The 24636-nt window shown below is 59.0% G+C and carries 21 protein-coding genes; 7 read left to right on the top strand and 14 right to left on the bottom strand.

The window, feature by feature from the left end; all coding sequences use genetic code 11:
* The first annotated feature begins 162 nt into the window (after positions 1 to 162).
* The 3 genes from nrdA to yfaE all read left to right on the top strand — a co-directional run bounded on the left by nrdA (position 163) and on the right by yfaE (position 3929).
* Positions 163 to 2448, top strand: a complete 2286-nt coding sequence (nrdA, locus tag GO007_RS13395) for a class 1a ribonucleoside-diphosphate reductase subunit alpha (RefSeq protein WP_095100627.1) — start codon at positions 163 to 165, stop codon at positions 2446 to 2448.
* A gap of 96 nt (positions 2449 to 2544) precedes the next feature.
* On the top strand, positions 2545 to 3675 hold the full coding sequence (gene nrdB / locus GO007_RS13390) for a class Ia ribonucleoside-diphosphate reductase subunit beta (RefSeq protein ID WP_095100625.1): 1131 nt from the start codon (positions 2545 to 2547) through the stop codon (positions 3673 to 3675).
* Positions 3675 to 3929 (top strand): class I ribonucleotide reductase maintenance protein YfaE, encoded by a 255-nt coding sequence (gene yfaE / locus GO007_RS13385; RefSeq protein WP_045855971.1) that lies wholly within the window; start codon positions 3675 to 3677, stop codon positions 3927 to 3929. Before nrdB ends, yfaE begins: the two co-directional genes overlap by 1 nt.
* A gap of 62 nt (positions 3930 to 3991) precedes the next feature.
* Here yfaE and glpQ read toward each other — a convergent pair whose 3' ends face one another.
* A complete protein-coding gene (gene glpQ / locus GO007_RS13380) occupies positions 3992 to 5071 on the bottom strand; it encodes a glycerophosphodiester phosphodiesterase (protein ID WP_095100623.1) in 1080 nt (359 codons plus the stop codon).
* Positions 5072 to 5080: 9 nt separating this feature from the next.
* The gene (gene glpT / locus GO007_RS13375) at positions 5081 to 6427 is read right to left on the bottom strand and encodes a glycerol-3-phosphate transporter (protein WP_095100621.1); all 1347 of its coding nucleotides are present in this window, start codon (positions 6425 to 6427) and stop codon (positions 5081 to 5083) included.
* 270 nt (positions 6428 to 6697) lie between these two features.
* Here glpT and glpA point away from each other — a divergent pair, with 270 nt between their 5' ends.
* Genes glpA through glpC form a run of 3 tightly spaced genes read left to right on the top strand, consistent with a single transcriptional unit; the run spans position 6698 to position 10744 of the window.
* The gene (glpA, locus tag GO007_RS13370) at positions 6698 to 8320 is read left to right on the top strand and encodes an anaerobic glycerol-3-phosphate dehydrogenase subunit A (protein ID WP_095100619.1); all 1623 of its coding nucleotides are present in this window, start codon (positions 6698 to 6700) and stop codon (positions 8318 to 8320) included.
* On the top strand, positions 8310 to 9569 hold the full coding sequence (gene glpB, locus GO007_RS13365) for a glycerol-3-phosphate dehydrogenase subunit GlpB (protein ID WP_095100617.1): 1260 nt from the start codon (positions 8310 to 8312) through the stop codon (positions 9567 to 9569). The genes glpA and glpB overlap by 11 nt, the downstream gene beginning before the upstream one ends.
* Positions 9566 to 10744, top strand: a complete 1179-nt coding sequence (gene glpC / locus GO007_RS13360; protein ID WP_095100615.1) for an anaerobic glycerol-3-phosphate dehydrogenase subunit GlpC — start codon at positions 9566 to 9568, stop codon at positions 10742 to 10744. The genes glpB and glpC overlap by 4 nt, the downstream gene beginning before the upstream one ends.
* A 25-nt stretch (positions 10745 to 10769) precedes the next feature.
* On the opposite strand, the gene yfaU is transcribed toward glpC, so the two are convergent.
* The 7 genes from yfaU to GO007_RS13325 all read right to left on the bottom strand — a co-directional run bounded on the left by yfaU (position 10770) and on the right by GO007_RS13325 (position 18235).
* Positions 10770 to 11573, bottom strand: a complete 804-nt coding sequence (gene yfaU / locus GO007_RS13355; protein WP_095100613.1) for a 2-keto-3-deoxy-L-rhamnonate aldolase — start codon at positions 11571 to 11573, stop codon at positions 10770 to 10772.
* 14 nt (positions 11574 to 11587) lie between these two features.
* Entirely contained in the window at positions 11588 to 12877 is a 1290-nt protein-coding gene (locus GO007_RS13350; protein WP_095100611.1) for an MFS transporter, read from the bottom strand.
* Between the two features lie 52 nt (positions 12878 to 12929).
* Complete coding sequence (gene rhmD, locus GO007_RS13345; protein ID WP_095100609.1) at positions 12930 to 14135, bottom strand: L-rhamnonate dehydratase; 1206 nt, start codon at positions 14133 to 14135, stop codon at positions 12930 to 12932.
* 13 nt (positions 14136 to 14148) lie between these two features.
* Positions 14149 to 14931 (bottom strand): IclR family transcriptional regulator, encoded by a 783-nt coding sequence (locus GO007_RS13340; RefSeq protein WP_095100607.1) that lies wholly within the window; start codon positions 14929 to 14931, stop codon positions 14149 to 14151.
* A gap of 204 nt (positions 14932 to 15135) precedes the next feature.
* On the bottom strand, positions 15136 to 16332 hold the full coding sequence (locus tag GO007_RS13335) for a nicotinamide mononucleotide deamidase-related protein YfaY (RefSeq protein WP_095100605.1): 1197 nt from the start codon (positions 16330 to 16332) through the stop codon (positions 15136 to 15138).
* Positions 16333 to 16426: 94 nt separating this feature from the next.
* Positions 16427 to 16969 (bottom strand): YfaZ family outer membrane protein, encoded by a 543-nt coding sequence (locus tag GO007_RS13330; protein ID WP_095100603.1) that lies wholly within the window; start codon positions 16967 to 16969, stop codon positions 16427 to 16429.
* Between the two features lie 297 nt (positions 16970 to 17266).
* A complete protein-coding gene (locus tag GO007_RS13325; protein ID WP_095100601.1) occupies positions 17267 to 18235 on the bottom strand; it encodes an Rpn family recombination-promoting nuclease/putative transposase in 969 nt (322 codons plus the stop codon).
* A 137-nt stretch (positions 18236 to 18372) separates the two neighbouring features.
* Here GO007_RS13325 and nudI point away from each other — a divergent pair, with 137 nt between their 5' ends.
* Positions 18373 to 18798, top strand: a complete 426-nt coding sequence (gene nudI / locus GO007_RS13320; RefSeq protein ID WP_095100599.1) for a nucleoside triphosphatase NudI — start codon at positions 18373 to 18375, stop codon at positions 18796 to 18798.
* Positions 18799 to 18997: 199 nt separating this feature from the next.
* On the opposite strand, the gene menE is transcribed toward nudI, so the two are convergent.
* The 5 genes from menE to menD are packed head-to-tail and all read right to left on the bottom strand — an operon-like array spanning position 18998 to position 24630.
* Positions 18998 to 20371 (bottom strand): o-succinylbenzoate--CoA ligase, encoded by a 1374-nt coding sequence (menE, locus tag GO007_RS13315; RefSeq protein WP_095100597.1) that lies wholly within the window; start codon positions 20369 to 20371, stop codon positions 18998 to 19000.
* Positions 20368 to 21333 (bottom strand): o-succinylbenzoate synthase, encoded by a 966-nt coding sequence (gene menC, locus GO007_RS13310; protein WP_095100595.1) that lies wholly within the window; start codon positions 21331 to 21333, stop codon positions 20368 to 20370. Before menC ends, menE begins: the two co-directional genes overlap by 4 nt.
* Positions 21333 to 22190, bottom strand: coding sequence for a 1,4-dihydroxy-2-naphthoyl-CoA synthase (gene menB / locus GO007_RS13305; RefSeq protein WP_095100594.1), 858 nt, complete (start codon positions 22188 to 22190; stop codon positions 21333 to 21335). Before menB ends, menC begins: the two co-directional genes overlap by 1 nt.
* A gap of 14 nt (positions 22191 to 22204) precedes the next feature.
* Positions 22205 to 22963 carry a 2-succinyl-6-hydroxy-2,4-cyclohexadiene-1-carboxylate synthase gene (gene menH, locus GO007_RS13300; protein ID WP_095100592.1) on the bottom strand — a complete coding sequence of 253 codons (759 nt, stop codon included), beginning with the start codon at positions 22961 to 22963 and terminating at the stop codon, positions 22205 to 22207.
* Positions 22960 to 24630: a 2-succinyl-5-enolpyruvyl-6-hydroxy-3-cyclohexene-1-carboxylic-acid synthase gene (menD, locus tag GO007_RS13295; protein ID WP_095100590.1), complete on the bottom strand. Its 1671-nt coding sequence runs from the start codon at positions 24628 to 24630 to the stop codon at positions 22960 to 22962. The genes menH and menD overlap by 4 nt, the downstream gene beginning before the upstream one ends.
* Between the last annotated feature and the right edge of the window lie 6 nt (positions 24631 to 24636).

Raw genomic sequence — 24636 nt, 5'->3', positions numbered from 1 at the left:
AATCAACTCTTGTACTCAAAAGAATCCTTACTAGAATACTCACCATATAGCGTTCTTTTTATCGACAACCCCCAACATATAGTATTTATCCACAGAGTTAGTCACAACGGCCATCTGTGGATAAGCGGGGGATATTTTCTTTCACGGACAGGTATAATCCACATGAATCAGAGTCTGCTGGTGACAAAGCGCGACGGTACAACCGAGCGTATTAATCTCGACAAAATCCATCGCGTGCTGGATTGGGCGGCAGAAGGACTGAATAACGTTTCGATTTCTCAGGTAGAATTGCGTTCCCACATTCAGTTCTACGACGGCATCAAAACCGCCGATATTCACGAAACCATCATCAAAGCGGCCGCGGATCTTATCTCTCGCGATGCCCCGGATTACCAGTATCTCGCCGCGCGTCTGGCGATTTTCCATCTGCGTAAAAAGGCCTACGGCCAGTTCGAGCCGCCGGCGCTGTTCGATCACGTCACGAAGATGGTCAACAAGGGTAAATACGATACTCATCTGCTGGAAGACTACACGGAAGAAGAGTTCAAGCAGATGGATTCGTTCATCGTGCACGATCGCGATATGAGCTTCTCCTATGCGGCTGTTAAGCAGTTGGAAGGTAAGTATCTGGTGCAGAACCGCGTGACCGGCGAAATTTATGAAAGCGCCCAGTTCCTCTACATTCTGGTCGCCGCCTGCCTGTTCTCGAACTACCCGCGCGAGACCCGTCTGGACTACGTCAAGCGCTTCTATGACGCGGTATCCACCTTCAAGATTTCGCTGCCGACGCCGATCATGTCCGGGGTGCGTACGCCGACCCGCCAGTTCAGCTCCTGCGTGCTGATCGAGTGCGGCGACAGCCTGGACTCCATCAACGCCACCTCCAGCGCGATTGTGAAATACGTTTCCCAGCGCGCCGGTATCGGCATTAACGCCGGACGCATCCGCGCGCTGGGTAGCCCGATTCGCGGCGGTGAAGCCTTCCACACCGGCTGTATCCCGTTCTATAAGCACTTCCAGACTGCGGTGAAGTCCTGTTCACAGGGCGGCGTGCGCGGCGGTGCGGCCACCCTTTTCTATCCGATGTGGCACCTGGAAGTTGAAACCCTGCTGGTGCTGAAAAACAACCGCGGCACCGAGGCGAACCGCGTTCGTCATATGGACTACGGCGTACAGATCAACAAGCTGATGTACACCCGCCTGCTGAAAGGTGAAGATATCACCCTGTTCAGCCCGTCCGACGTCCCGGGCCTGTATGACGCCTTCTTCGCCGATCAGGACGAATTTGAGCGTCTGTATACCCAGTACGAAAAAGATGACAGCATCCGCAAGCAGCGGATCAAAGCGGTTGAGCTGTTCTCTCTGATGATGCAGGAGCGCGCCTCTACCGGCCGTATCTACATCCAGAACGTTGACCACTGCAACACCCACAGCCCGTTCGACCCGGTTATCGCGCCCGTTCGTCAGTCCAACCTGTGCCTGGAAATCGCCCTGCCGACCAAGCCGCTGGATGACGTCAACGATGAAAACGGCGAAATCGCCCTGTGCACTCTGTCAGCGTTCAACCTCGGCGTGATTGAGAGCCTGGACGAGCTGGAAGATCTGGCGGTGCTGGCGGTTCGCGCGCTGGATGCGCTGCTCGATTATCAGGACTACCCGATTCTGGCGGCAAAACGCGGCGCGATGGGCCGTCGTACGCTGGGTATCGGCGTGATTAACTTTGCCTACTATCTGGCAAAACACGGCAAACGCTACTCCGACGGCAGCGCCAACAACCTGACGCACAAAACCTTTGAAGCTATTCAGTACTACCTGCTGAAGGCCTCCAACGAGCTGGCTATCGAACAGGGCGCCTGCCCGTGGTTCAACGAAACCACCTATGCCAAGGGCGTTCTGCCGATCGATACCTATAAAAAGGATCTCGACGCTATCGTCAGCGAGTCGCTGCACTACGACTGGGAGCAGCTGCGTGAGTCGATCAAAACCCACGGCCTGCGCAACTCTACCCTGTCCGCGCTGATGCCTTCAGAGACCTCTTCGCAGATCTCTAACGCCACTAACGGTATTGAGCCGCCGCGCGGCCATGTAAGCATCAAAGCCTCGAAAGACGGCATTCTGCGCCAGGTGGTTCCGGATTACGAAAAACTGCAGAACAGCTACGAGCTGCTGTGGGAAATGCCGAGCAACGATGGCTATCTGCAGCTGGTCGGCATTATGCAGAAGTTTATCGACCAGTCGATTTCGGCGAACACCAACTACGACCCGACGCGCTTCCAGTCCGGAAAAGTGCCGATGCAGCAGCTGCTGAAAGACCTGCTCAATGCCTATAAATTTGGCGTAAAAACTCTGTACTATCACAACACCCGTGATGGCGCGGAAGATGCACAGGACGATTTGGCGCCATCCATCCAGGACGACGGCTGCGAAAGCGGCGCTTGTAAGATCTGATAACGCCCCCCTCGCCCCTGGGCGAGGGAACATCAAAGCCCGGCCCTCTCTGCAGGGCCGGAGCGAAGGGCAATAACATCACAGGACGCACATTTAATGGCATATACCACCTTTTCACAGACCAAAAACGATCAGCTGCTTGAGCCGATGTTTTTTGGCCAGCCGGTTAACGTTGCCCGTTACGATCAGCAAAAATATGACATCTTCGAAAAGCTCATCGAAAAGCAGCTCTCCTTCTTCTGGCGCCCGGAGGAAGTTGACGTTTCTCGCGATCGTATCGATTATCAGGCGCTGCCGGACCATGAAAAGCATATCTTCATCAGCAACCTGAAGTACCAGACCCTGCTGGATTCCATTCAGGGCCGCAGCCCGAACGTTGCGCTACTGCCGCTGATTTCGATTCCTGAGCTGGAAACCTGGGTGGAAACCTGGGCGTTTTCTGAAACCATTCACTCGCGCTCCTACACTCATATCATCCGCAATATCGTCAACGATCCGGCGATGGTCTTCGATGATATCGTCACCAACGAGCAGATTCAGAAGCGCGCGGAAGGGATCTCCAGCTATTACGATGAGCTCATTGAGCTGACCAGCTACTGGCATCTGCTGGGTGAAGGCACGCATAGCGTTAACGGTAAAACCGTCACCGTGAATCTGCGCGAGCTGAAAAAGAAACTGTACCTGTGCCTGATGAGCGTTAACGCGCTGGAAGCGATTCGCTTCTACGTCAGCTTCGCCTGCTCCTTCGCCTTCGCCGAACGTAAGTTGATGGAAGGTAACGCTAAAATCATCCGTCTGATCGCTCGCGACGAAGCGCTGCATCTCACCGGCACCCAGCATATGCTGAACCTGCTGCGTTCCGGCGTCGACGATCCGGAAATGGCCGAAATTGCCGAAGAGTGCAGGCAGCAGTGCTACGACCTGTTCGTGCTGGCGGCTCAGCAGGAGAAAGAGTGGGCGGATTATCTGTTCCGCGATGGTTCGATGATCGGTCTGAACAAAGATATTCTCTGCCAGTACGTCGAATACATCACCAACATCCGCATGCAGGCGGTCGGCCTCGATCTGCCGTTCCAGACCCGCTCCAACCCCATCCCGTGGATCAATACCTGGCTGGTATCCGATAACGTGCAGGTTGCGCCGCAGGAAGTGGAAGTCAGCTCCTACCTGGTTGGCCAGATCGATGCTGAAGTCGATGCCGACGACCTGAGCAACTTCCAGCTCTGATGAAACGCATTTTTTTGAAAATTTCTGACACTCATCTCGAGTGTCAGGATGAACACCGCTGCCTGCTTGATGCCCTGGAATCGCATAATATCGACGTGGAGTATCAGTGCCGCGAAGGTTATTGCGGCTCCTGCCGCACGCGGCTGGTGTCCGGCCAGGTTGACTGGCTGACCGAGCCGCTGGCGTTTATTCAGCCGGGAGAGATTTTGCCCTGCTGCTGCCGGGCAAAAAGCGATATCGAAATCGAGATGTAGCAGCCCGGCAAAATCCCATCCGCGCCAGCCGGCGCGGACAGGTCTGCCATTCACGCCGCGGGTTAGCGGCGTTCCCCCTCTTGCTGCAGAAACTGCACCGCCTTATCCGGGAAGTCGCTGAACAGCCCATCGACGCCGGCCTTGTTATACAGCAGGTCGAACAGCTGATTCACGTTGGTGACGTAATCCGGCAGCTGGTCCGCGCGGACGGTATACGGATGGACCACCAGATGCCGGCGATGCGCCTCTTTTACCATGTCGGTCAGCGTCACCTGGCCCGGTCCGGCGTTCGCCGCCACCAGCATGTGGTAGTCCGGACCAATGCCGTCGGCGTATTGGGCAATCTGCCCCATCGCGCCGGGCTTAAACATCCAGTCATAGCTGTAGTTAACCCATTTGCCATCCGCCTCGCGCTGCTGGGTTTCGTGCCAGTCGGTGTAAGCGATCAGCTGCACCAGATTCAGGTTCATGCCCATCTTCGGCTCCAGCTCATTCTTAATGCGCTTAAGCTCGTTGGCATCAAAACATTGCAGATACGCTTTATCCTGCTTGCTGGTGTAGCCATACTTCTTCAGCACCTGCAGGGCGGCGGTGGCGATATCCTTGCCTTCCTGATGGTGGAACCACGGCGCTTTAATTTCCGGGTAGATACCGATATTTTTCCCCGTTGAGTGGTTCAGCCCCTGAACGAACTCAATCTCCTCTTCAAAGGTATGAATACGGAAATCCGCTTTTCCCATCGGGAAGCGCCCCGGGAAGGTCTGGACGTTCTTACCGTTTTTGGGTTCAAACCCCTCGCTGAACTTCAGCGTTTTTATCTCCGCCAGGGTGAAGTCGATCGCGTAAAAGCGGCCATCCTGACGCGCGCGCTGCGGAAATCTCTCCGCCACATCGGTAACCCGATCGAGATAGTGGTCATGCAGCACCACCAGCCGATCGTCTTTGGTCATCACCAGGTCCTGCTCGAGATAATCCGCGCCCTGGGCATAGGCCATCGCTTTCGCCGGCAGCGTATGCTCCGGCAGATAGCCGCTGGCGCCACGGTGGGCAATGACTATCTTATCCCCCGCCTGAGCGGCAAAACTCAGCGTGGAGCCTGCCAGCAAAATCCCGGTCATCAAGGTCGTTATTACCGTTTTCATGCTCATTCCTCAGGACTGTTTCAGCTGCTGGTGATGACGCTTTTCACCCACCATTACCACAATCAGCAGCAGCACCGCCAGCACGCTACCGCCGATCATGACCATAAATCCGCCGTCCCAGCCGAAGAAGTCGACGGTGTAGCCGACGATCGCGCTGGCGGCAACGGAGCCTCCCAGATAACCGAACAGCCCGGTAAAGCCCGCTGCGGTACCGGCGGCCTTCTTCGGCGCCAGCTCGAGAGCATGCAGGCCAATCAGCATCACCGGACCGTAAATCAGGAAGCCGATAACGATCATACAGGCCATATCAACGCCCGGGTTACCCGGAGGGTTAAGCCAGTAAACGACGGTAGCGATGGTCACCAGCGTCATAAAGAAGACCCCGGTCGCCCCGCGGTTGCCTTTGAACACCTTATCCGACATCCAGCCGCAAATCAGCGTCCCGGGGATCCCCGCATACTCGTACAGGAAGTAGGCCCAGGAGGATTTATCCAGCGCAAAGTGTTTCACCTCTTTCAGGTAGGTTGGCGACCAGTCGAGAATGCCGTAGCGCAGCAGGTAGACAAAGACGTTGGCGATGGCGATATACCACAGCAGCCGGTTTGGCAGAATATACTGCTGAAAGATCTGCCGGGCGGTGAGCTCCTGCTCGTGCTGCTCGCTGTAATCATCCGGATAGTCGTTCTTATACTCTTCAATCGGCGGCAGACCGCAGGACTGCGGGGTATCGCGCATCATGGCAAAGGCAAATATCGCCAGCAAAATTGCGCCGAAAGCCGGCATATACAGCGCCGCGTGCCAGTCGTTGAACCACGCCATCCCGAGCAGGAACAGCAGCGGCGGGATCCCGCCGCCAACGTTATGCGCGCAGTTCCATACCGAAACAATGCCCCCACGCTCCTTCTGCGACCACCAGTGCACCATCGTGCGCCCGCACGGCGGCCAGCCCATTCCCTGAAACCAGCCGCAGAGGAACAGCAGTACAAACATAACCATGATGCTGGAGGTCGCCCAGGGCACAAAGCCCATGACCAGCATCACCAGCGCCGCCAGAATCAGCCCTGCGGGCAGAAAAACACGCGGATTCGAGCGATCGGATACCGAGCCCATGATGAATTTTGAAAAACCATAGGCGATTGAAATCCCGGACAGCGCAAAGCCAAGATCGCCGCGAGAAAATCCCTGCTCCACCAGGTAAGGCATGGCTAACGCAAAGTTCTTGCGCACCAGATAGTAGGCGGCATAGCCAAAGAAAATACCGATAAAAATCTGCCAGCGTAATCGACGATAGTGCGGGTCAATTTCCGCCGCGGGTAAACGCGCTTTATGCGCCGCGGGTTTGAAAATACTTAACATAGCAGCCTCCGTTGCCATTTGCTTTTATGGGTACAGGTAAAAAAAACCCTAATTTAATCACCCACTTCTGATATGGCGCGATGGTAGGGAAACCTCGCAGACGATACTGTGAAATATCGCACGCTTTGTTACAAAAATATGACAAAACATTCCATTGTGAGCATGAAATCACATTCCATGCTCGATAAACGAGCGAATATGCTCGAAATCAAACAATACGTACTATTTGTGTGGCTAAATGGCGTAAAACGAAAGTAGAGGGATAGAGAGATGGCCGAAACCGGTGAATGTGATGTCATTGTCATTGGCGGCGGCGCAACCGGAGCAGGGATCGCCCGCGACTGCGCGCTCCGCGGGCTGCGCGTAACCCTGGTAGAACGCCACGATATCGCCACCGGGGCGACCGGGCGCAATCACGGGCTGCTGCACAGCGGCGCCCGCTACGCGGCGACCGACAGCGAATCGGCGCGCGAATGCATCAGCGAAAACCGGATCCTGCGCCGCATCGCCCGTCACTGCGTGGAACCCACTAACGGGCTGTTTATCACCCTTCCCGAAGACGACCTCGCCTGGCAGCAAACCTTTATTCACGCCTGCCATCAGGCCGGAATTGAGACCCGTCAGCTGTCGCCCGCCGAGGCGCTGCGCATTGAGCCTACCGTCAATCCCGCGATTCTCGGCGCCGTTCAGGTACCCGACGGCACGGTCGATCCGTTCCGTCTGAGCGCGGCCAATATGCTGGACGCCCGCGAACACGGCGCCACCATCCTCACCGGGTGCGAAATCACCGGCCTGCTGCGTAGCGGCGATCGGGTCCACGGCGTGCAGTGCTATGACCATAAGCGCCGCGAAAGCCGCACGCTGCGCGCCGGAGTGGTGGTCAATGCCGCCGGGATCTGGGGTCAGCGGATCGCGGAATATGCCGACCTGCGCATTGCGATGTTTCCGGCTAAAGGATCGTTGCTGATCCTCGACCATCGCATCAACCGGCACGTTATCAACCGCTGCCGCAAGCCTGCCGATGCGGATATTCTGGTACCCGGGGACACCATCTCCCTGATTGGCACCACCTCGGTGCATATTCCCTACGATGAAATTGACGATAATCGGGTCACCGCTGCGGAAATCGATACCCTGCTTCGCGAAGGCGAGAAGCTGACCCCCGTCATGGCCCGCACCCGGGTGCTGCGCGCCTACTCCGGCGTGCGCCCGCTGGTCGCCAGCGATAACGACCCCAGCGGGCGTAGCGTCAGTCGCGGCATTGTGCTGTTAGATCACGCCGAACGCGACGGGATGAACGGGTTTATCACCATTACCGGCGGCAAGCTGATGACCTACCGTCTGATGGCGGAATGGGCGACGGACGCCGTTTGCCGCAAGCTCGGCAACACCGTCCCCTGCACCACCGCCGACGCGCCTTTACCAGGTTCCCGCGAGCCGGTCGAAACAACGCTGCAAAAAATCATCTCTCTGCCCGCGCCGCTGCGGGGATCGGCCGTGTACCGTCACGGCGATCGCACGCCCGCCTGGCTTGGCGATAGCCGCCAGCATCGTAGCCTGGTCTGCGAGTGCGAAGCGGTTACGGCGGGGGAAGTGCAGTACGCGGTAGAAAATTTAGCGGTCAATAACCTGCTCGATTTACGCCGTCGCACCCGAATCGGCATGGGAACCTGCCAGGGCGAGCTGTGCGCCTGCCGCGCCGCCGGGCTACTGCAGCGCTTCAATGTCGCCACGCCGGCCCAATCGCTGACCCAGCTATCGGAGTTTTTAAACGAGCGCTGGAAAGGCGTGCAGCCCGTAGCATGGGGCGATGCGCTGCGTGAGAGTGAATTCACCCGCTGGGTCTATCTCGGGCTGTGCGGTTTGCAAAAGGAGCAGCAGGATGAAATTTGATTGCGCGATTATCGGCGGCGGGCTCGCCGGGCTACTTTGCGGGCTGAGCCTGAATCAATACGGTTTGCGCAGCGCGATCGTCAGCCGCGGTCAAAGCGCGCTGCATTTCTCCTCCGCCTCGCTGGACCTGCTATCCGAGCTGCCCAATGGCGACAAAGTTACCGACGTTGCCCAGGGGCTCGCCCGGCTGGCGACCCAGACCCCGGAGCATCCTTACGCAAGGATCGGCGTACAGCGCGTCATGGACTACGCGGCGCAAACCCAGGCGCTGCTGGCCGCCAGCGGCATAATGATGCAGGGCGATGCCGCCCGGCCGCACCTGCGCATCACGCCGCTCGGCGCCCTGCGCGCCGCGTGGCTCTCCCCGCAGGAAGTTCCCGTTTATCCGTTAACCGCCCTGCGCCCCTGCCTGGTCGGGATCGGCGGCTTTGCCGACTTCCAGCCGCACCTCGCCGCCGCGTCGCTTAATCAACACGGGATGAACGCCAGCGCGGCGGAAATCGACTTACCGCTGCTGGATGTCCTGCGCGAGAGTCCGAGCGAATTTCGCGCCGCCAATATCGCCAGAATGCTGGATGACGAGCGCCACTGGCCGGCGCTGCTGGCCGCGCTGCTTCCGCTGGCGCGCGAGCACGATCTGCTGATCCTGCCCGCCTGCTTTGGCCTTAGCGATAACCACCTGTATCTGTGGCTACAGGAACGACTGCCCTGCCCGCTGCGCCTGCTGCCAACTCTACCCCCTTCGGTACCGGGAATGCGCCTGCATAGCCAGCTCCAGCGCCGCTTTATACGCGGCGGAGGAACGTGGCTGGCCGGAGATGAGGTGATGAAAATCAGCCATCAGGATGGGACGGTCAACAGGGTATGGACGCGTAACCACGGCGATATCCCGCTGCGTCCGCGCTTTACCATCCTGGCCAGCGGCAGCTTCTTCAGCAATGGCCTGATTGCCGGGCGCGATGGCGTGCGCGAGCCGATTCTTGGCCTCGATCTACAGCAAAGCCTGCCGCGTGAGAGCTGGTATCAGCGGGATTTCTTCGCCTCCCAGCCCTGGCAACGCTTCGGCCTTAAAACGGACGCCATGCTGCGTCCGTTGCTGCAGGGACAGCCGCTCAACAACCTGTTTGCCGCTGGTTCTCTGCTCGGCGGCTTTGACGCTATTCAGCTGGGATGCGGCGGCGGCGTTTGCGCAGTCACCGCGCTGCACGTCGCCAAACAAATCAACGACCTTGCCGGAGGCGAACGATGAACGATACCCGCTTTGAGAGCTGCATCAAATGCACCGTTTGCACCACCGCCTGCCCGGTCAGCCGGGTTAACCCGCGCTACCCTGGCCCTAAACAGGCGGGACCCGACGGCGAGCGGCTGCGGCTAAAAGACGGCGCGCTGTATGACGAAGCGTTGAAGTACTGCATTAACTGCAAGCGCTGCGAGGTCGCCTGCCCCTCTGACGTTAAAATCGGCGATATTATCCAGCGGGCTCGGGCGCAGTACGGCCAGCAGAAGCCCACCCTACGCGATGCGGTGCTGAGCCATACGGATCTTATGGGCACGCTTTCTACGCCGTTTGCGCCGCTGGTCAACGCCGTAACGGGGCTACAGCCGGTGCGCCGGCTGCTCGATACGGCGCTCAGGATAGATCACCGTCGGACGCTGCCAAAATACGGTTTCGGCACTTTCCGCCGGGCATACCGCCAGCTCGCCGCGCGGCAGGCGCAGTTTAGCGACCAGGTCGCGTTCTTTCACGGCTGCTACGTCAACTACAACCATCCGCAGCTGGGTAAAGATCTTATCCGCGTACTGAACGCCATGGGCACCGGGGTACAGCTGCTGTCCAAAGAAAAATGCTGCGGCGTGCCGCTAATTGCCAACGGCTTTTTTGCCAAAGCCCGCAGGCAGGCGCTGAGTAACGTCGCCGCCATGCGCGAAAGCGCGCTACCGACCATCGCCACCTCCTCCACCTGCACTTTCACCCTGCGCGATGAGTATCCGCACGTGCTGGATGTTGACAATAGCGACGTGCGCGACAACGTTGAGCTGGCGACGCGCTGGATCTGGCGCCAGCTTGACGGCGGGCGAACCCTGCCGCTAAAACCGCTGCCGCTTAAGGTGGTCTACCACACCCCTTGCCATATGGAAAAGATGGGCTGGTCGCTGTATAGCCTCGAACTGCTGCGGCAAATTCCCGGGCTGAGGCTGGAGGTCCTTGATTCGCAATGCTGCGGCATCGCCGGTACCTACGGGTTTAAATCGGAGAACTACGCTTCTTCGCAGGCCATCGGCGCGCCGCTCTTCCGCCAGATTGAGGAGAGCGGCGCCGATATTGTGGTGACCGATTGTGAAACCTGCAAATGGCAGATTGAGATGTCCACCAGCAAGCGCTGTGAACATCCCATCACCCTGCTGGCGCAGGCGCTGTCCTGAACCTCTGCGCCATGATTACGGGGGGTCAGTAGCTCCCCTTTTCCTCCTCCCGCCGTGCGCCGGGCTTAAACATCGCCAGCCGGCTATCCAGCGCGTCGGTATAGAGCTGAGTATCTACGCCAACGGCGACAAAATTGGCACCCCACTCGAGGCTTTTTTGCGCCATTTTCGGATCGACGGCAAGGAATCCGGCCGCTTTGCCCGCCGCGCGAATGCGGCGAATGCTCTGTTCAATAATCCTCTGCACTTCAGGATGACCGGCGTTATCCGGGTAGCCGAGGGAGGCAGATAAATCGGCGGGGCCGATAAATACGCCATCAATGCCTGCCACTTCGAGGATCTCATCCAGATTGTCGAGCGCCGTTTTGCTCTCGACCTGAATGAGCAGACAGAGTTCATCATTCGCCTGCGCCATATAGTTCCCAACCCGGCCCCAGCGCGCCGCCCGCGCCACGCCGGCGCCCACTCCGCGCGTGCCGATGGGCGGATAGCGGGTTGCCGCGACAATATCCCGCGCCTGGCCGGCCGTATCGACCATTGGGATAAGTAACGTCCGGGCGCCGATATCCAGCACCTGCTTAATCAAGCTGCGGCTCCCCTCGACCGGGCGTATAACCGGCTGGCTGGCATAGGGAGCAATGGCCTGCAGCTGATGGTAAAGATCCTGAATGGTATTTGGCGCATGCTCGCCATCAATCAGCAGCCAGTCGTAGCCTGCCGTGGCGGCAATCTCGGCCACGTAGGAAGAGGTTGAGCTCAACCACAGGCCAATCTGCGTTTCTCCCCTGGATAATCCCGCTTTAAACGGGTTCGATAAAATAGCGTTCATAAGTCTTCCTTATATTAATGCGGTACGCTGCCGGACTGCGGCACCATGCGAGTTACGCTCAGTGAAAAGATAATAACGACGCCCACAATCGCCACGCAGGAGAGCGTCAGCAGGCCGGCGGAATGGCTGGCGAAAATCGTTTCCGCCTGGACGCGAACGATCGGAGCCAGAAAGCCGCCGATTGCGCCGAACAGGTTGACGAAGCCAATGCCTGCGGCCAGCGCGGTACCGGACAGTAATTGCGTCGGCATCGTCCAGAATACCGGCTGGACGGCGATCACGCCGACCGCCGCGACGCACAGCGCCAGTATCGCCAGCACCGGTGGCACCAGCCCGGAGACGCCGATGCCAATCGCTGCCGCCAGTAAGGTCAGCGCCGCAATATTCCGTCGTTCGCCGGTACGATCGGAGTAGCGCGGAATAAACCAGGTCCCCAGCAGAGCCGCAATCCACGGAATCGCCGTCACCACCGAGGCCACAAATCCCACTTTAGTGCCCAGCAGCGCGGCAACCTGGGTCGGCAGGAAGAAGATCAGACCATACACGGCAACCTGAATCGTCAGATAGATAATCGCCAGCTGCCAGACGCGCCCGTTGCGCAACGCATCGGAGAGCCGCGAAGTCACCTTTTTCTCCTCTTCGCTCGCCAGCTGGCTAATCAGCGCCTGCTTTTCGGCAGCGGTCAGAAAACGCGCATTTTGCGGCGTATCGTCGAGCCAGAAGAAGGTGAAAAAGCCCGCGCAGACGGCCAACAGCCCTTCAATCACAAACATCCAGAACCAGCCGGGATGCCCCATAAAGCCGTGCATTTCCAGCAGCGCGCCGGATAACGGCGAACCGAGCGTCAGCGCCAGCGGCGCGCCCATATAGAACAGTCCCATAATGCTGGCGCGGTTCTGTTGGGGGAACCATTGGGAAGTCAGGTAGATCATTCCCGGGAAAAAGCCCGCTTCGGCGGCACCGAGCAACGTCCGTACCAGCAGGAATTTTGTTTCGCTATCCGCCCATGCCATTGCCGCAGAAAGCACGCCCCACAGTAAAGTGGTGCAGCCAATCCATTTTCTCGCGCCAAATTTACGCATCAGCAGATTCGCGGGCACCCCAAGGAAGGCATACACCACAAAAAATATCCCGGCGCCAAGCGCGTAGGCCTCGTTGCTCAGCCCGGTATCAAGCTGGTAGGTCTCTTTGGCAAAACCAATATTCGAACGATCAAGAAACGCCAGCACGTACAGCGCCAGCATAAAGGGGATCAAACGGGCGCGGTTTTTCTTAACCACGCTCTCCAGCAAATTATTACTCATCGCAATATCCTCAGGAATTGGCCGCACAGCGGCGCTGCGCGGCACGACGAGATCAGTGGCTATAAGGGCGTTTGAGATTACAGTCGCGATTCAATTCAACGCCAAATCCCGGTTTATCCAGCACGGATTTATGGATCCGTCCGTTCTGCGGCACCGGCTCGCCCAACAGGATCGGGTCAAACTGAGGGCGCAGCGTGGCGCAATCCGGGCTGGTCATCAGGAACTCGCTAAATGGGGTGTTGGTGAAGGTAATAACCGCATGGTGCGAATAGACCGACGAGCCGTGCGGCACCACCAGCTGACCGCGCGCCTTCGCGATCGCCGCGATCTCGACCAGGGTGGTCAACCCGCCGCACCAGCCGACGTCGGGTTGCATAATATCGATGCCGGTTTCCGATAGCGTACGAAAAGATTGCAGCGTGCCGTGGTGCTCGCCGCTGGTGACCATCATCCCGGCAGGCGCATTGCGCTTGAGTTCGCGATAGCCTTCGTACTGCTGCGGCGGCAGGCACTCTTCAATCCACTTGAGGTTATAGGGCGCACAGGCGTGGGCCAGCTTAGTGGCGTAGTTGACGTCCTGGCTCATCCAGCAATCCAGCATCAGCCAGAAGTCCGGGCCGCATTTCTCGCGATATTCTGCAACCATAGCGGCGTCTTTGCGGATCCCGGCATCGCCGTCGTGCGGCCCCCAGTGCGTCGGCATTTTGCCGCCGATAAAACCCATTTCCTGCGCCAGATCCGGACGCGCCCCGGTGGCATAGAACCGGATTTCATCGCGTACCGCGCCGCCCAACAGCTTGTAAACCGGCAGGCCAACCACTTTGCCGAACAGATCCCACAGCGCCAGATCGATACAGGAAATCGTATTCAGCACCAGGCCGCCGGAGCCTGAGTAGTACAGGGTGGCATTGAGCATCTGATCGTGGATCAGTTTAATATCGCTGACGCATTTCCCTTCGACAAAGCGGCTAAGGTGTTTTTCGACGATAAAGCAGCCCATCTCTCCCGCTGTCGACACCGCGAAGCCGGTCTGCCCGTTGTCGGCCTCCACCTCAACAATCAGCGTTCCCAGCACGTTAATGCCGAACGACTGACGGGATTGTTCATACTCGGTGTATTTGCTCATCGGCGTCGCGATGTGATCGTCAATCCAGTGGTTCGCTCCCTGATCGTGATAGTCGCCGCCGCCAGCGCCTTTTTCTGCGGTAGCGCCGCCGATAAACCACGCGCGGATGTGTTTAATTTTCGGTAGGGTCATGATGTTCTCCTTGTTATGAGGCTCGTTGTTCGAAAGGGCTCTTCCACCCCAGCAAACGGGAAATATCTTTGGCGCAGGCAATCGCCTTACCGGCAAGGTAATCACGATTATCTTCATTGATTTGCAAACGCGTCCCCACCACCGAGATCGCGGCGGTCAGATCGTTATTGGCGTTAAAGACCGGCGCGGCCACGCAGCGGACGTCGAGGTAATCCTCGCCGTTATCAAAGCTCCAGCCTCTGGCGCGAATGTGTTCCAGCTCATCGTAAAGGCGCTGGGCAGTGGTAATGGTGGTCGGCGTAGACCGCTCCCACCGCAGTTCGCTGATGATGGCGTGCTGTATATGCGCGGGCTGCCAGGCCAGCAGGCATTTGCCAATGCCGGAGCGATAAAGCGAGAGGCTTTTTCCCTCGTGTGAGCGGACGCTGATCGTGGCGGGAGATTCGACTTTCAGGATGTAGTAGGCGTTACCCTGATCGATAATGCCCAGATGACAAAGCAGCCCGCATTCGTCCATTAGCTGAGTCAGACGGGGACGGGCCAGCTCACGCAGATCCATTTTGCTCACGGCATGGCCGGCCAGCTCCACCAGCTTGGTCCACAGGCAGTAGTTATCCTGATTATCCATACTGAGGAAGCGCTGTTTTCTCAGCTCACCCAGCAGCAGATAGGTGGTACTTTTAGGAATACCGAGTTCGTCAATAATCGTCGCCGCGCCGCAGGGGCCAATGCGGGCGATTAAATTGAGAATATCGATGGCGCGGGTCAGCGCCGGGACCTTGCTTGATTCCAACATACTGGACTCCAATCCTGAATACTGGAATCAGTGTTGCGATTGTCAGGGGGGAAAATTGTGAGCGGCCTCAAATCACGGCGTTATTCCAGCAAGGTGGACATTCCGAAGAATATAAATGAGGGATAGCGCACAGAATATTTAAAAATAAGTACAACGGGCTGGACTGACAACGCGCCGGAAGAGGCTCCCGGCGCTATTTATGACTTAAATCGAAAGCGTTTCGACAACGTTAATCCAGCCGTGATCGCCGGCCACCGGCTGGCCATTCAGCCAGCGGCGCAGCATATTCAGGGCCATCATCGCGCAAACCTCCTGGCGGACCTGCAGGCTGTAGCGGGTGACGCTTAGCTTAACCCGCAGCGCGTGGGTGCCTTCCGGGGTAGAGAGCACGAAGTTCAGATAGTCGGCCTCCTGGCCGCAGACCGCCAGCGCAAGGCCGGCAAAATGCTTCACCCGCCGCTCTGACGTCCAGCGGGCCGACTGCGCCAGCGTCTCCTCCTGGGCGGGAACCACTTCGCTTGCCAGCAGCGGAGCATTGGCGCGGGAGAGCTGGAGCGACAGCAGGCCGCTGGTAAACTGCTCGCTGAGGGTCAGGCTCAGCTGCCGCTCCTGCAAGCGGCGCGCAATCTGCGCAGGCAGCCCTTCGGTGCCTTCAAAAATCAGGTTCTCGCCGGCCACTTTTTGCACTTCTGGCCATAGCGCCAGCATCGCGTCGCGCTGTTCAGCAGGCCCGGTGAGTTTGAGCTCAATAATCGGCATCGAAGAACGATAGCCCATCACCACGCCAGGCGGCAGCGGCAGCGGATTGAGGCTTTGCGCCAGGTCGCTTTCTGAACGACCAAAAGTGGTCAGGCGCAGGCACAGCGGCGGCGCAGACAGCGGGAAGCGTTCGCGCAGGCGCGGTAAAATCTCCTGCTCAACCATCACCTTAAATTCCGACGGCACGCCGGGGGTAAAAAACATCAGACAGCGATTGAGCTGAACGGCAAAACCGCAGGCCGTGCCCACCGGGTTGTTGATCATCTCCGCGCTGGCGGGGATTTCCGCCTGCTTGCGGTTGCTTTCCGCCATCGGCCGTCCGCGTTCGGCAAAGAAACGCGTCATCGTCTCCAGCCATCCGGCGTGCAGAATTAACGATTCGCCTTTAGCGGTTGCCGCAGCCAGCGCGCTGAGATCGTCGCTGGTCGGCCCTAGCCCGCCGTTGACAATCAGTACGTCCGCATGCTCGCTGCGCTCGCGTAAAATTGCGATCAGAGAATCAAGATCGTCACCGACGGTGTTGCGACGCGTTAAAGGTAATCCCTGATTAAAAAAGAAATCCGCCAGCCACGCGGCATTGGTATCAACGATTTGCCCATGCAGCACTTCGTCGCCGGTGGACAGCATTTCCACGTTTAACATTGTGAACTCCAGCCTGATAAGTGGAAATACTATAACGCAAAGGCGCTGGCTGGGTAGACAGGAAATCGGCGCGGCATGATACCGCGCCTGGGGATCAGAAGCTGGCGCTGACGCCGACGTACGGGCCGTCAGCAATGGTATTATCTTTGTTACCGTCTTTACCTTCCAGGTTCAGATAGCGATAGCCGGCCTCAATGCTCAGAGGGCGCATGACCGTCCAGCTCGCGCCGGCATTGGCTTCCTGATAGCTCTGGATGCCGCTGGAGAGGGAGTCCGGAGAATAGTAGTACTCGCCAAACAGGCGGAAGCTGCTGCCAATTTTCCACTGCAGGCCGCCGCCTACCGCTGCCGCATACCCTTCATCACTGCTTTTCGGATTGGTATATACGCCTTTGCCGCCTACCGTTGCCAGAAATGGCCCCAGCGGAATGTTTAAACCTAGCCCTAAACCTGCCGCGTCGCCGTCGTTATCGCTGTGCATCCAGTTGCCGGTTACCGCCAGTCCGGTTGATTCGGTACCAAAACCAACGCCAAGGTTGGTGTAGTGCTCACCCGCCTGCCCGGTGACGCTGATAGCGTTTGCCGCCGTGGAGACGAACGCCATGCCGGCAAGGCCGATTAATATGCATTTTTTCATTTTTTACTCTATCCAGAAATCAAGAATCAAAGAAGTCCCAAAAACCGCAGAATTGTACTGCCGAATGCTGCGGAATCAATGTTCTAAAACGACCTTTATTGTTGTGATTGTAAGCAGTTGCTACCGGAACGCAGGATTTGCCCGGTCACTGCGCCGCCATCAGCGCTGGCGAGGGGAAGATGTCTGGTAAAAAGAGGCGCTCTGCGCGCCGTCGTGGCGCATCGTCGGACATCGGCAAAAAATAGCGGCGTAAAAAAAGCGGCAGCCATCCGGCCGCCGCGTTGTGAGAATTATGCGCTAGTGCTTAAGCTGCGCCAGGCACTGCAGGGACAGGCCGGTCAGCTCGGCGACCAGAGGCAATTCAAGTCCGCTGTCGATCATCGCCAGCGCAATACGCTCGGCGGCCTTTTGTTCACCTTCCTGTCGGCCTTTTTCTATTCCTGCCTCCAGCCCTGCTTCAAGCCCTTGCTGCCTTCCCTGCTGCATTCCTTCCTGACGACCGCGGTCTTCCAGGAACTGAGCAATATTCATGAGCGCCTCCTTATGCGGCTGTAGCGGCACGCTTTGCGCCAGCTGACGCAGAAATGCCACGGGATCGGCGGTACTCCCCGCCTGGAGTATATAGTGCAACAGCGTCTGCAGCTGTCTTTCGCTAGTGTATCCCAGCGCTAATAAGCTGACTACCTGTGCCTGAAGCTCCATCAGATCCCGCTGTCGAATATGTTTTTGCAGCAGTTCCAGCATGGCCACGCGTCGATGCTGCAGGAGCTCGCTATCCGGGATAGTCGTCACATCCACCAGCGGGAAGGGCTGACTATAGAGCTTTTCGGCTATCTCTGGCTGTGAAAATCCGTCCAGCCAGCGCATCGAGTGCGGCCAGGGGCTCGCCTTACCGTGATAGAAAAGCAGCGGGATCACCAGCGGCAGCTGCTGCAGGCCTTTATCGAGATGACGCTGCATCGCCGCCACGGCGTAGCGCATTAAACGAAAAGCCATATGCCGATCCGCAGAGCTTTGATGCTCAATCAGCAGATAGATATACCCTTCGCCAGTCCGGGTCTGCACGGAATAGAGAATATCCGAGTGGCTTGCCCGTAAATCGTCGTCAATAAAGCTGCCGGACTCCAGATGCAGGGTCTGCAGGTCGCACAGCTCGCGTAAATTTTCCGGCAGATGAATCAGTAAAAAATCCGCCGCCGTCGCCCGGTCCGACAGCAGGCTCTTAAACACGGCATCGTGCGGGAAGTGCGCTGTCGCCCGGCTCATGCTGACCTCCTGTCCGTCATTTCCCCCCACCCTACCACCGCCAACGCCGGGCGCGCGTTTTCGCTTGCGGTTTACCGAGGCGGCTCGCAAACTGGCAGCCAGATGCTTTGCTAACCGTTCACCCAAAGGAGATAACCATGCGCCAAAGGACTATTGTCTGCCCGCTGATTCAAAATGAGGGGCGCTATCTGCTCTGCAGGATGGCCGACGATCGCGGCGTTTTTCCCGGCCAGTGGGCGCTTTCCGGCGGCGGAGTGGAGCCTGGCGAGCGCATTGAGGAGGCCCTGAGACGCGAAATTCGCGAAGAGCTGGGTGAGGCGCTGCGGCTGACGAGCATTACGCCCTGGACCTTCAGCGACGACGTGCGGGTCAAAACCTACAGCGATGGCCGGCAGGAGGAGATCTATATGATCTACCTGATTTTTGATTGCGTCAGCGCCAACCGAGAAGTCACCATTAACGAAGAGTTTCAGGATTATGCATGGGTCAGCGTCGAGGATTTGCCGCGCTACGATCTGAACGTCGCCACGCGAAAGACGTTATCGCTGAAAGGACTGCTCTGATTTTTAACCCACAGCCAGAAAGCAGATTCCGCGCCGCCGGGCTGAGAATAACTTAGCCCGAGCAATGCGCTACCGCGAATTTTGCCGATGAAAGTTCGCCCTGATGAGTATGAGCGGCATCACTGCAATCATAAAAACGTATTCAATCTCTTCATCAAAAGATGATTCAAAGGTTCACTGGCGATAGTTATCCGCCGCTCTAAGCGCAATCTTCCCGATGCGCGTTGACCCACTCGCGTAACGCCCGACGCGAGATCTTTATGCCGCCGGTTTTCAGCGTTTCGGGCAGCGCCAGCCAACGTACCGGCTGCTGAAAGCGCGCCAGCTTATCCTCTACCCAGGCCGCTAACTCCGCCATATCGCAGCCCGCGTCGCCTTCTACCACCGCCACCGGACGCTGGCCAAACTCGGCATCATCCAATGGCACGATGAACGCCTGGCGGATCTGCGGATGAGCCATAATCACCCGTTCAACTTCTTCCGGCTGTATCCCCTCACCGCCGCTGAAAAAGAGATTATCCAGACGCCCGACAATCACCAGCTTACCGTTACGCAGCTCGCCGCGATCGCGCGTTGCAAACCAGCCCTGCTCGTTAACCAGCGGCACCAGTTCTCCATCGCGCCAGTAGCCTGCCGCCATGCTGTCTCCGCGCAGCCAAACCTCGCCGTCGATAATTTTCAGCTCCCTCCGGGGCAAAGGTTGCCCGACATCCGCCTCGCCATCGGCCTCTTTGGCGCACACCGTCGAGGCAAATTCGGTCAGGCCATACCCGCACCAGCTGCGGATGCCTTTAGCCCGGGCCTGCTCGGTGAGTTCGACGGGAATTGCCGCCCCGCCCAGAAGAACGGCCTTCAGCGATACCTGCGCATCGCCATTGAGCAGCCGCCACAGCTGCGTTGGCACCAGCGACGCGTGGCTGCAGCCCTGAAGAGCCTGTTCTAACGGCCGCTTTTCCCGCACCGTCAGACGCGATCCGGCCAGCAGCCAGCGCCAGAGAATACCCTGCCCCGAAACGTGAAACAGCGGCAGGGAAAGCAGCCAGTCGTCGTCCGCCGCCAGCGGGATCATCGCCAGCACTCCCTGGGCGCTGGCAAGATGAGCGCGGAAAGTATGCACCGCGGCCTTCGGCAGCCCGGTAGAACCGGAGGTCAGCGTCATCGAAGCCAGACGATCTTCACTCCAGGCCAGCCTGCGGTCGCCGGCGACAGCCTGCATAACCAGCCGCGGATAGCCGAGGGCGAGATCGTCGCCGCTAAGCGCCAGCAGATGATGGACATCGAGGGACGGTAACAGCTGCGTCAGCATGGCCGACGGCAGCTGCGGATTAAGCGGCAGCACCCTGGCGCCGCACTGCAGCAGCGCCAGCCACGCCAGCAGCGCCGCCGGCTGATTGTAGGCCCGCAGAATAACGCCATCGCCTTCACCTACGCCCTGAGCCACGAACCCCGCCGTCAGCGCATCGACCCGCTCGCACAGCTGCTGCCAGGTCAGGCTATCGTCGTTCAGCCGCAGAGCGAACGCGTCCCCCCGCCGCTGACGCCAGTGGCGCCACGGCCAGTCGCGAAAGATCACAGCAGCGGCTCCAGCGCATCCGTTGACAGGCACGGCAGCGCGCTTGCAGGCCACGGGCGCACCAGCTGAGTCTGCATCAGCGTCAGCGTATCAAGGCCCGGAATGGTCTGCGGCGTTAGCCAGGCCGCAATACGCGCCAGCTGCGTCAGCCCGAGACTCGATTCAATCGAGGAGCTGATGACCGCCGTCAGCCCAAGAGCGTGGGCGGCGGCAACCTGTTCCTGCACTTTTTGCAGGCTACCGGTAAGGGTTGGCTTAATCACCACCGCCCCTACCCCCTCCTCGGCCTGAAAGCAAAAATCGGCTTCGCGCAGGCTCTCATCCCAGGCAATGGTAATACCGGTTTGTTTCGCAAAAGTGCGGGAATCATCGCGGGTTTTGCACGGTTCTTCGAGGAAAGCGATGCGATCCCGATACTGCGGCTGCACATATTTGGCGAACTGCTGCGCTTTGAGCGGCGTCCACGCCCGGTTGGCGTCCAGACGCAGCCGCAGCTCAGGGATCGCCTCCAGCAGCAGATTTACGACCATCCCGTCGCGTACCGCCTCATACAGGCCCACTTTGACCTTGGCGACCTTCTCGCCCGGCATCGCTGCGAGCCTGGCAAACAGTTCATCCGGATCCCCGGAGCACAGCGGCGCGGCGCGATAATCTGCCGCCTGCGGCAGTTCGTTCTTCAGCTCAGCCAGCGCGCAGCTGACCCCGAACGCCACGCAGGGCTGCGCAGGAAAAGGGAGATCCTGCCCCTGACGCCAGGCTGTCGCCCACGCCAGCAGCGCAGCCTGCGCCTCTTCCAACGTTTCTTCGCTAAATCCCGGCAGAGGAGAAACTTCCCCCCAGCCTTCGCGCTCGCCGTGTTGGAGATGGACAAACAGCCCGTCACGGGTTTTTAACCGCCGTTCGCGCAGCACCACGCCCGCGTCCATCGGTATCTGCCAGCGGTAAACCTGCGCCCGGCGCATTACGGATTCCGTTTAAATTTGCTGAAGTCCGGCTGACGCTTCTGATTAAATGCGTTGCGCCCTTCCTGACCTTCTTCGGTCATGTAGAACAGCATGGTGGCATTACCCGCCAGCTCCTGCAGACCCGCCTGACCATCGCAGTCGGCGTTCAGCGCCGCTTTCAGGCAGCGCAGAGCCATTGGGCTGTTTTGCAGCATTTCGCGACACCAGCGAACGGTCTCTTTTTCCAGCTCTGCCAGCGGGACGACGGTGTTGACCAGCCCCATATCCAGCGCCTGCTGCGCATCGTACTGGCGGCACAGGAACCAAATTTCACGCGCTTTTTTCTGACCAACGATGCGGGCCATATAGGCTGCGCCCCAGCCGCCGTCGAAGGAGCCCACTTTGGGACCCGTCTGACCAAAGATGGCGTTTTCCGCGGCGATCGTCAGGTCGCACATCATATGCAGCACGTGGCCGCCGCCGATGGAGTAGCCGGCGACCATTGCGACGATCGGTTTCGGACAGGTGCGGATCTGACGCTGGAAATCGAGCACATTCAAGTGATGCACGCCGGAATCGTCCTGATAGCCGCCGTAGTCGCCGCGCACCTTCTGGTCGCCGCCGGCGCAGAACGCCAGATCCCCTTCGCCGGTCAGGATAATGACGCCGATGTTGTCGTCATAGCGGGCATCCGCCAGCGCCTGAATCATCTCTTTTACGGTCAGCGGGCGGAATGCATTACGCACCTGTGGGCGGTTAATGGTGATTTTAGCAATACCATCCGTCGATTTTTGGTAACGAATATCGGTATAGCCTTCGGAACAATCGTGCCATTCAACCGGGGCGTAGAGCATGGCTTCATCAAGAGAGATCATAGAATGTCCTTTAGTTAACTTGCTAAAAACTGTGCCAGGCAAGCGGTTACCGCCGCGGGATTTTCCCGATGCGCGTTGTGCCCGGCATGATGAATAACGTGTATCGTCGCGGCTAAATCGCCCGCTATCGCGCGGAATTTTTCATCGCGCGCGCCGCAAAGATAGTGAAAAGGAAAGCGGCAGGCTCGTAATGCCGGGCGCAGATCGGGCTGGACCGCCAGCGACGTCGCCTCCAGCATGGCGGCAAGATTTTCGCCATGATTGCGGCTGCGTAATGCGATTAAGGCCGCTCGCTGCTGCGCATCCAGCGAGGCGAAAACCGGCTGCTGGTACCAGTCAGCAAAGACCTGGGGCAGCGGTTCGCGGCGAAAGCGTTCGGCCCAGGCCGCATCGCTCCGGCGACGCAGCAGGCGATCGCTATCGTCGCGTAGTCCCGGATGACCGCCCTCCACGACCAGCCCGCACAGCCCGTCGCGCGGCTGGCTGGCAAAGGCCATCGCGATGCGGCCGCCGAGGGAGTAGCCAATCAGCCAGTAGTTAAGGATGCTGTAACTATCCAGCGTCTCCTGCAGCAGCCGGCAGACATCGGCAAAATCAGCTACCTGAATATCACGGGAACCGCCGTGGCCCGGCAGGTCGATATACAGGCGCGAGCGGGCGCTAAACGCTTCGCCGACCGGCTGCCATTCACGACTGTCGCCCGAAAAACCGTGTAAAAAAATCAGCCAGGGTTCACTGGCCTGGCCGCGTTCGCACTCGGCGTGCAGGCTCATAGATGACTCACCTGCGCCAGCAGCTGCTGCAAAGTATGGGTGCCATCGGTTTCGTTCACCACCAGCTCAATCACGGTCGCGCCAGGGATGCGCCACGCGTCGGACAGCGCCGTCTCCAGCTCGTTCCAGCTGCCCGGGCGGCTGTAGTTGAGATCGAACATCGCCGCAGCATGCCCGAAGTTGACGTCCTGCGGCATTAAATAAAACTGGCGCCTTTCGTCCTGCGGCGTCGGCAGCAGAGAGAAGATCTGGCCGCCGTTATTGTTGACGACAATCAGCACCAGCGGAGCCGAGGCATGGCGCAGCAGCGCCAGCGAATTAAGATCGTAGAGCGCGGAAAGATCGCCAACGATAGCCAGCAGAGGGCGAGCGCTGGCCCGCTGTACGCCGGCGGCGGTTGCCAGCAGGCCGTCAATACCGCTGGCGCCGCGGTTGCTGTAGACCGGATAGCCTGCCGGCAGCTGCGATAGCGCATCAATTAAGCGCACCACCAGGCTATTGCCCACAAACAGCTGCCCCTGCTCCGGCAGATAGCGATGAATACGGTGGGCCAGCTGGGCCTCGCCGAAGCGCTCGCTGCTTTCCACCGTCGCCTGCCAGGCCTGCTGCGCGAGAACCGGCAGCGTCGTTGCCCAGGGCTGGCGTTTTTCCGCCGGATGCAGTTCAAGCCACTCCCCCACCGGGCAGACCAGACGGCGGCCGCGGTGCTGGGCCGGATCTAAACGCCCGGGTAAATTATCGACCAGCCAGTACTCCTCCGGCTCGCAGCTCGCCTGCCACTGCAGGAGGCGTTTTCCGGTCAGGCTGCTGCCCAGCTGGATAACGATTTGCGCCTGCTCCAGCTCGCTGACCGCTTTCCCGTTGCCCAACCATAAATCGGCGCAGGGCAGCGGTTGCCCGGTTTGCGAAAGCACGTCGCCAATCAGCGGCCAGCCGAGCATTTTCGCCCACGCGGCGGCCTGTACGCCTTCGGCGGCGCTCATGCGCCCGGCAATAACGACGCCGCGCTTTTGTCGCCAGAAAAACCAGTCGCGCTGCTTTTCGCTTGCAAGATGCAGCGACTGACGCAGCCAGGGCGTATCGCTCTGCCACCAGTCCCCAAGCTGCTGCTGCCAGCTCACGCCGGTATCGTCCATATCGCCATACAGCGGCTCGGCGAACGGACAGTTAATGTGTACGCCGCCGGAATGCAGCGCACCCAGCGCCTGGTCGATGGTTGAAACCAGCCAGCGCGCGGGAATATCCTGCGACGGACGCGGCAAAGAGAGGGTTTCGGACGGATGCGATGCGAACATGCCCGGCTGGCGGATCGCCTGGTTAGCGCCGCAGTCGATCAGCTCCGGCGGCCGGTCGGCGGTGAGCAGAATCAGCTTCTCGCCGGTCAGCCCGGCCTCAATCAATGCCGGATAGAGATTGGCCGTGGCGGTACCGGAGGTGACAATGACCGCCACCGGCTGCCTGCTGGCCTTCGCCAGCCCCAGCGCCAGGTGGCCGAGCCCGCGTTCGTCAAAATGAGTATGGGGAATCAATGCGCGGTTTTCCGCAGCTGCCAGCGTTAAAGGCGTCGAGCGCGACCCCGGCGCAATGCAAATATGCTGCACGCCGTGGCGGGTTAATGCTTCAAGGATCACCGCCGCCCAGCGTCGGTTAAATGCGCTTACTGACATGAAATT

This window comes from Klebsiella sp. 10-1 (assembly GCF_009758445.1).
In the GTDB taxonomy this organism is placed as follows: domain Bacteria; phylum Pseudomonadota; class Gammaproteobacteria; order Enterobacterales; family Enterobacteriaceae; genus Klebsiella; species Klebsiella scottii.
Note: the sequence above shows the minus strand (reverse complement) of the source record. Positions and strands in the feature narration are given on the sequence as shown.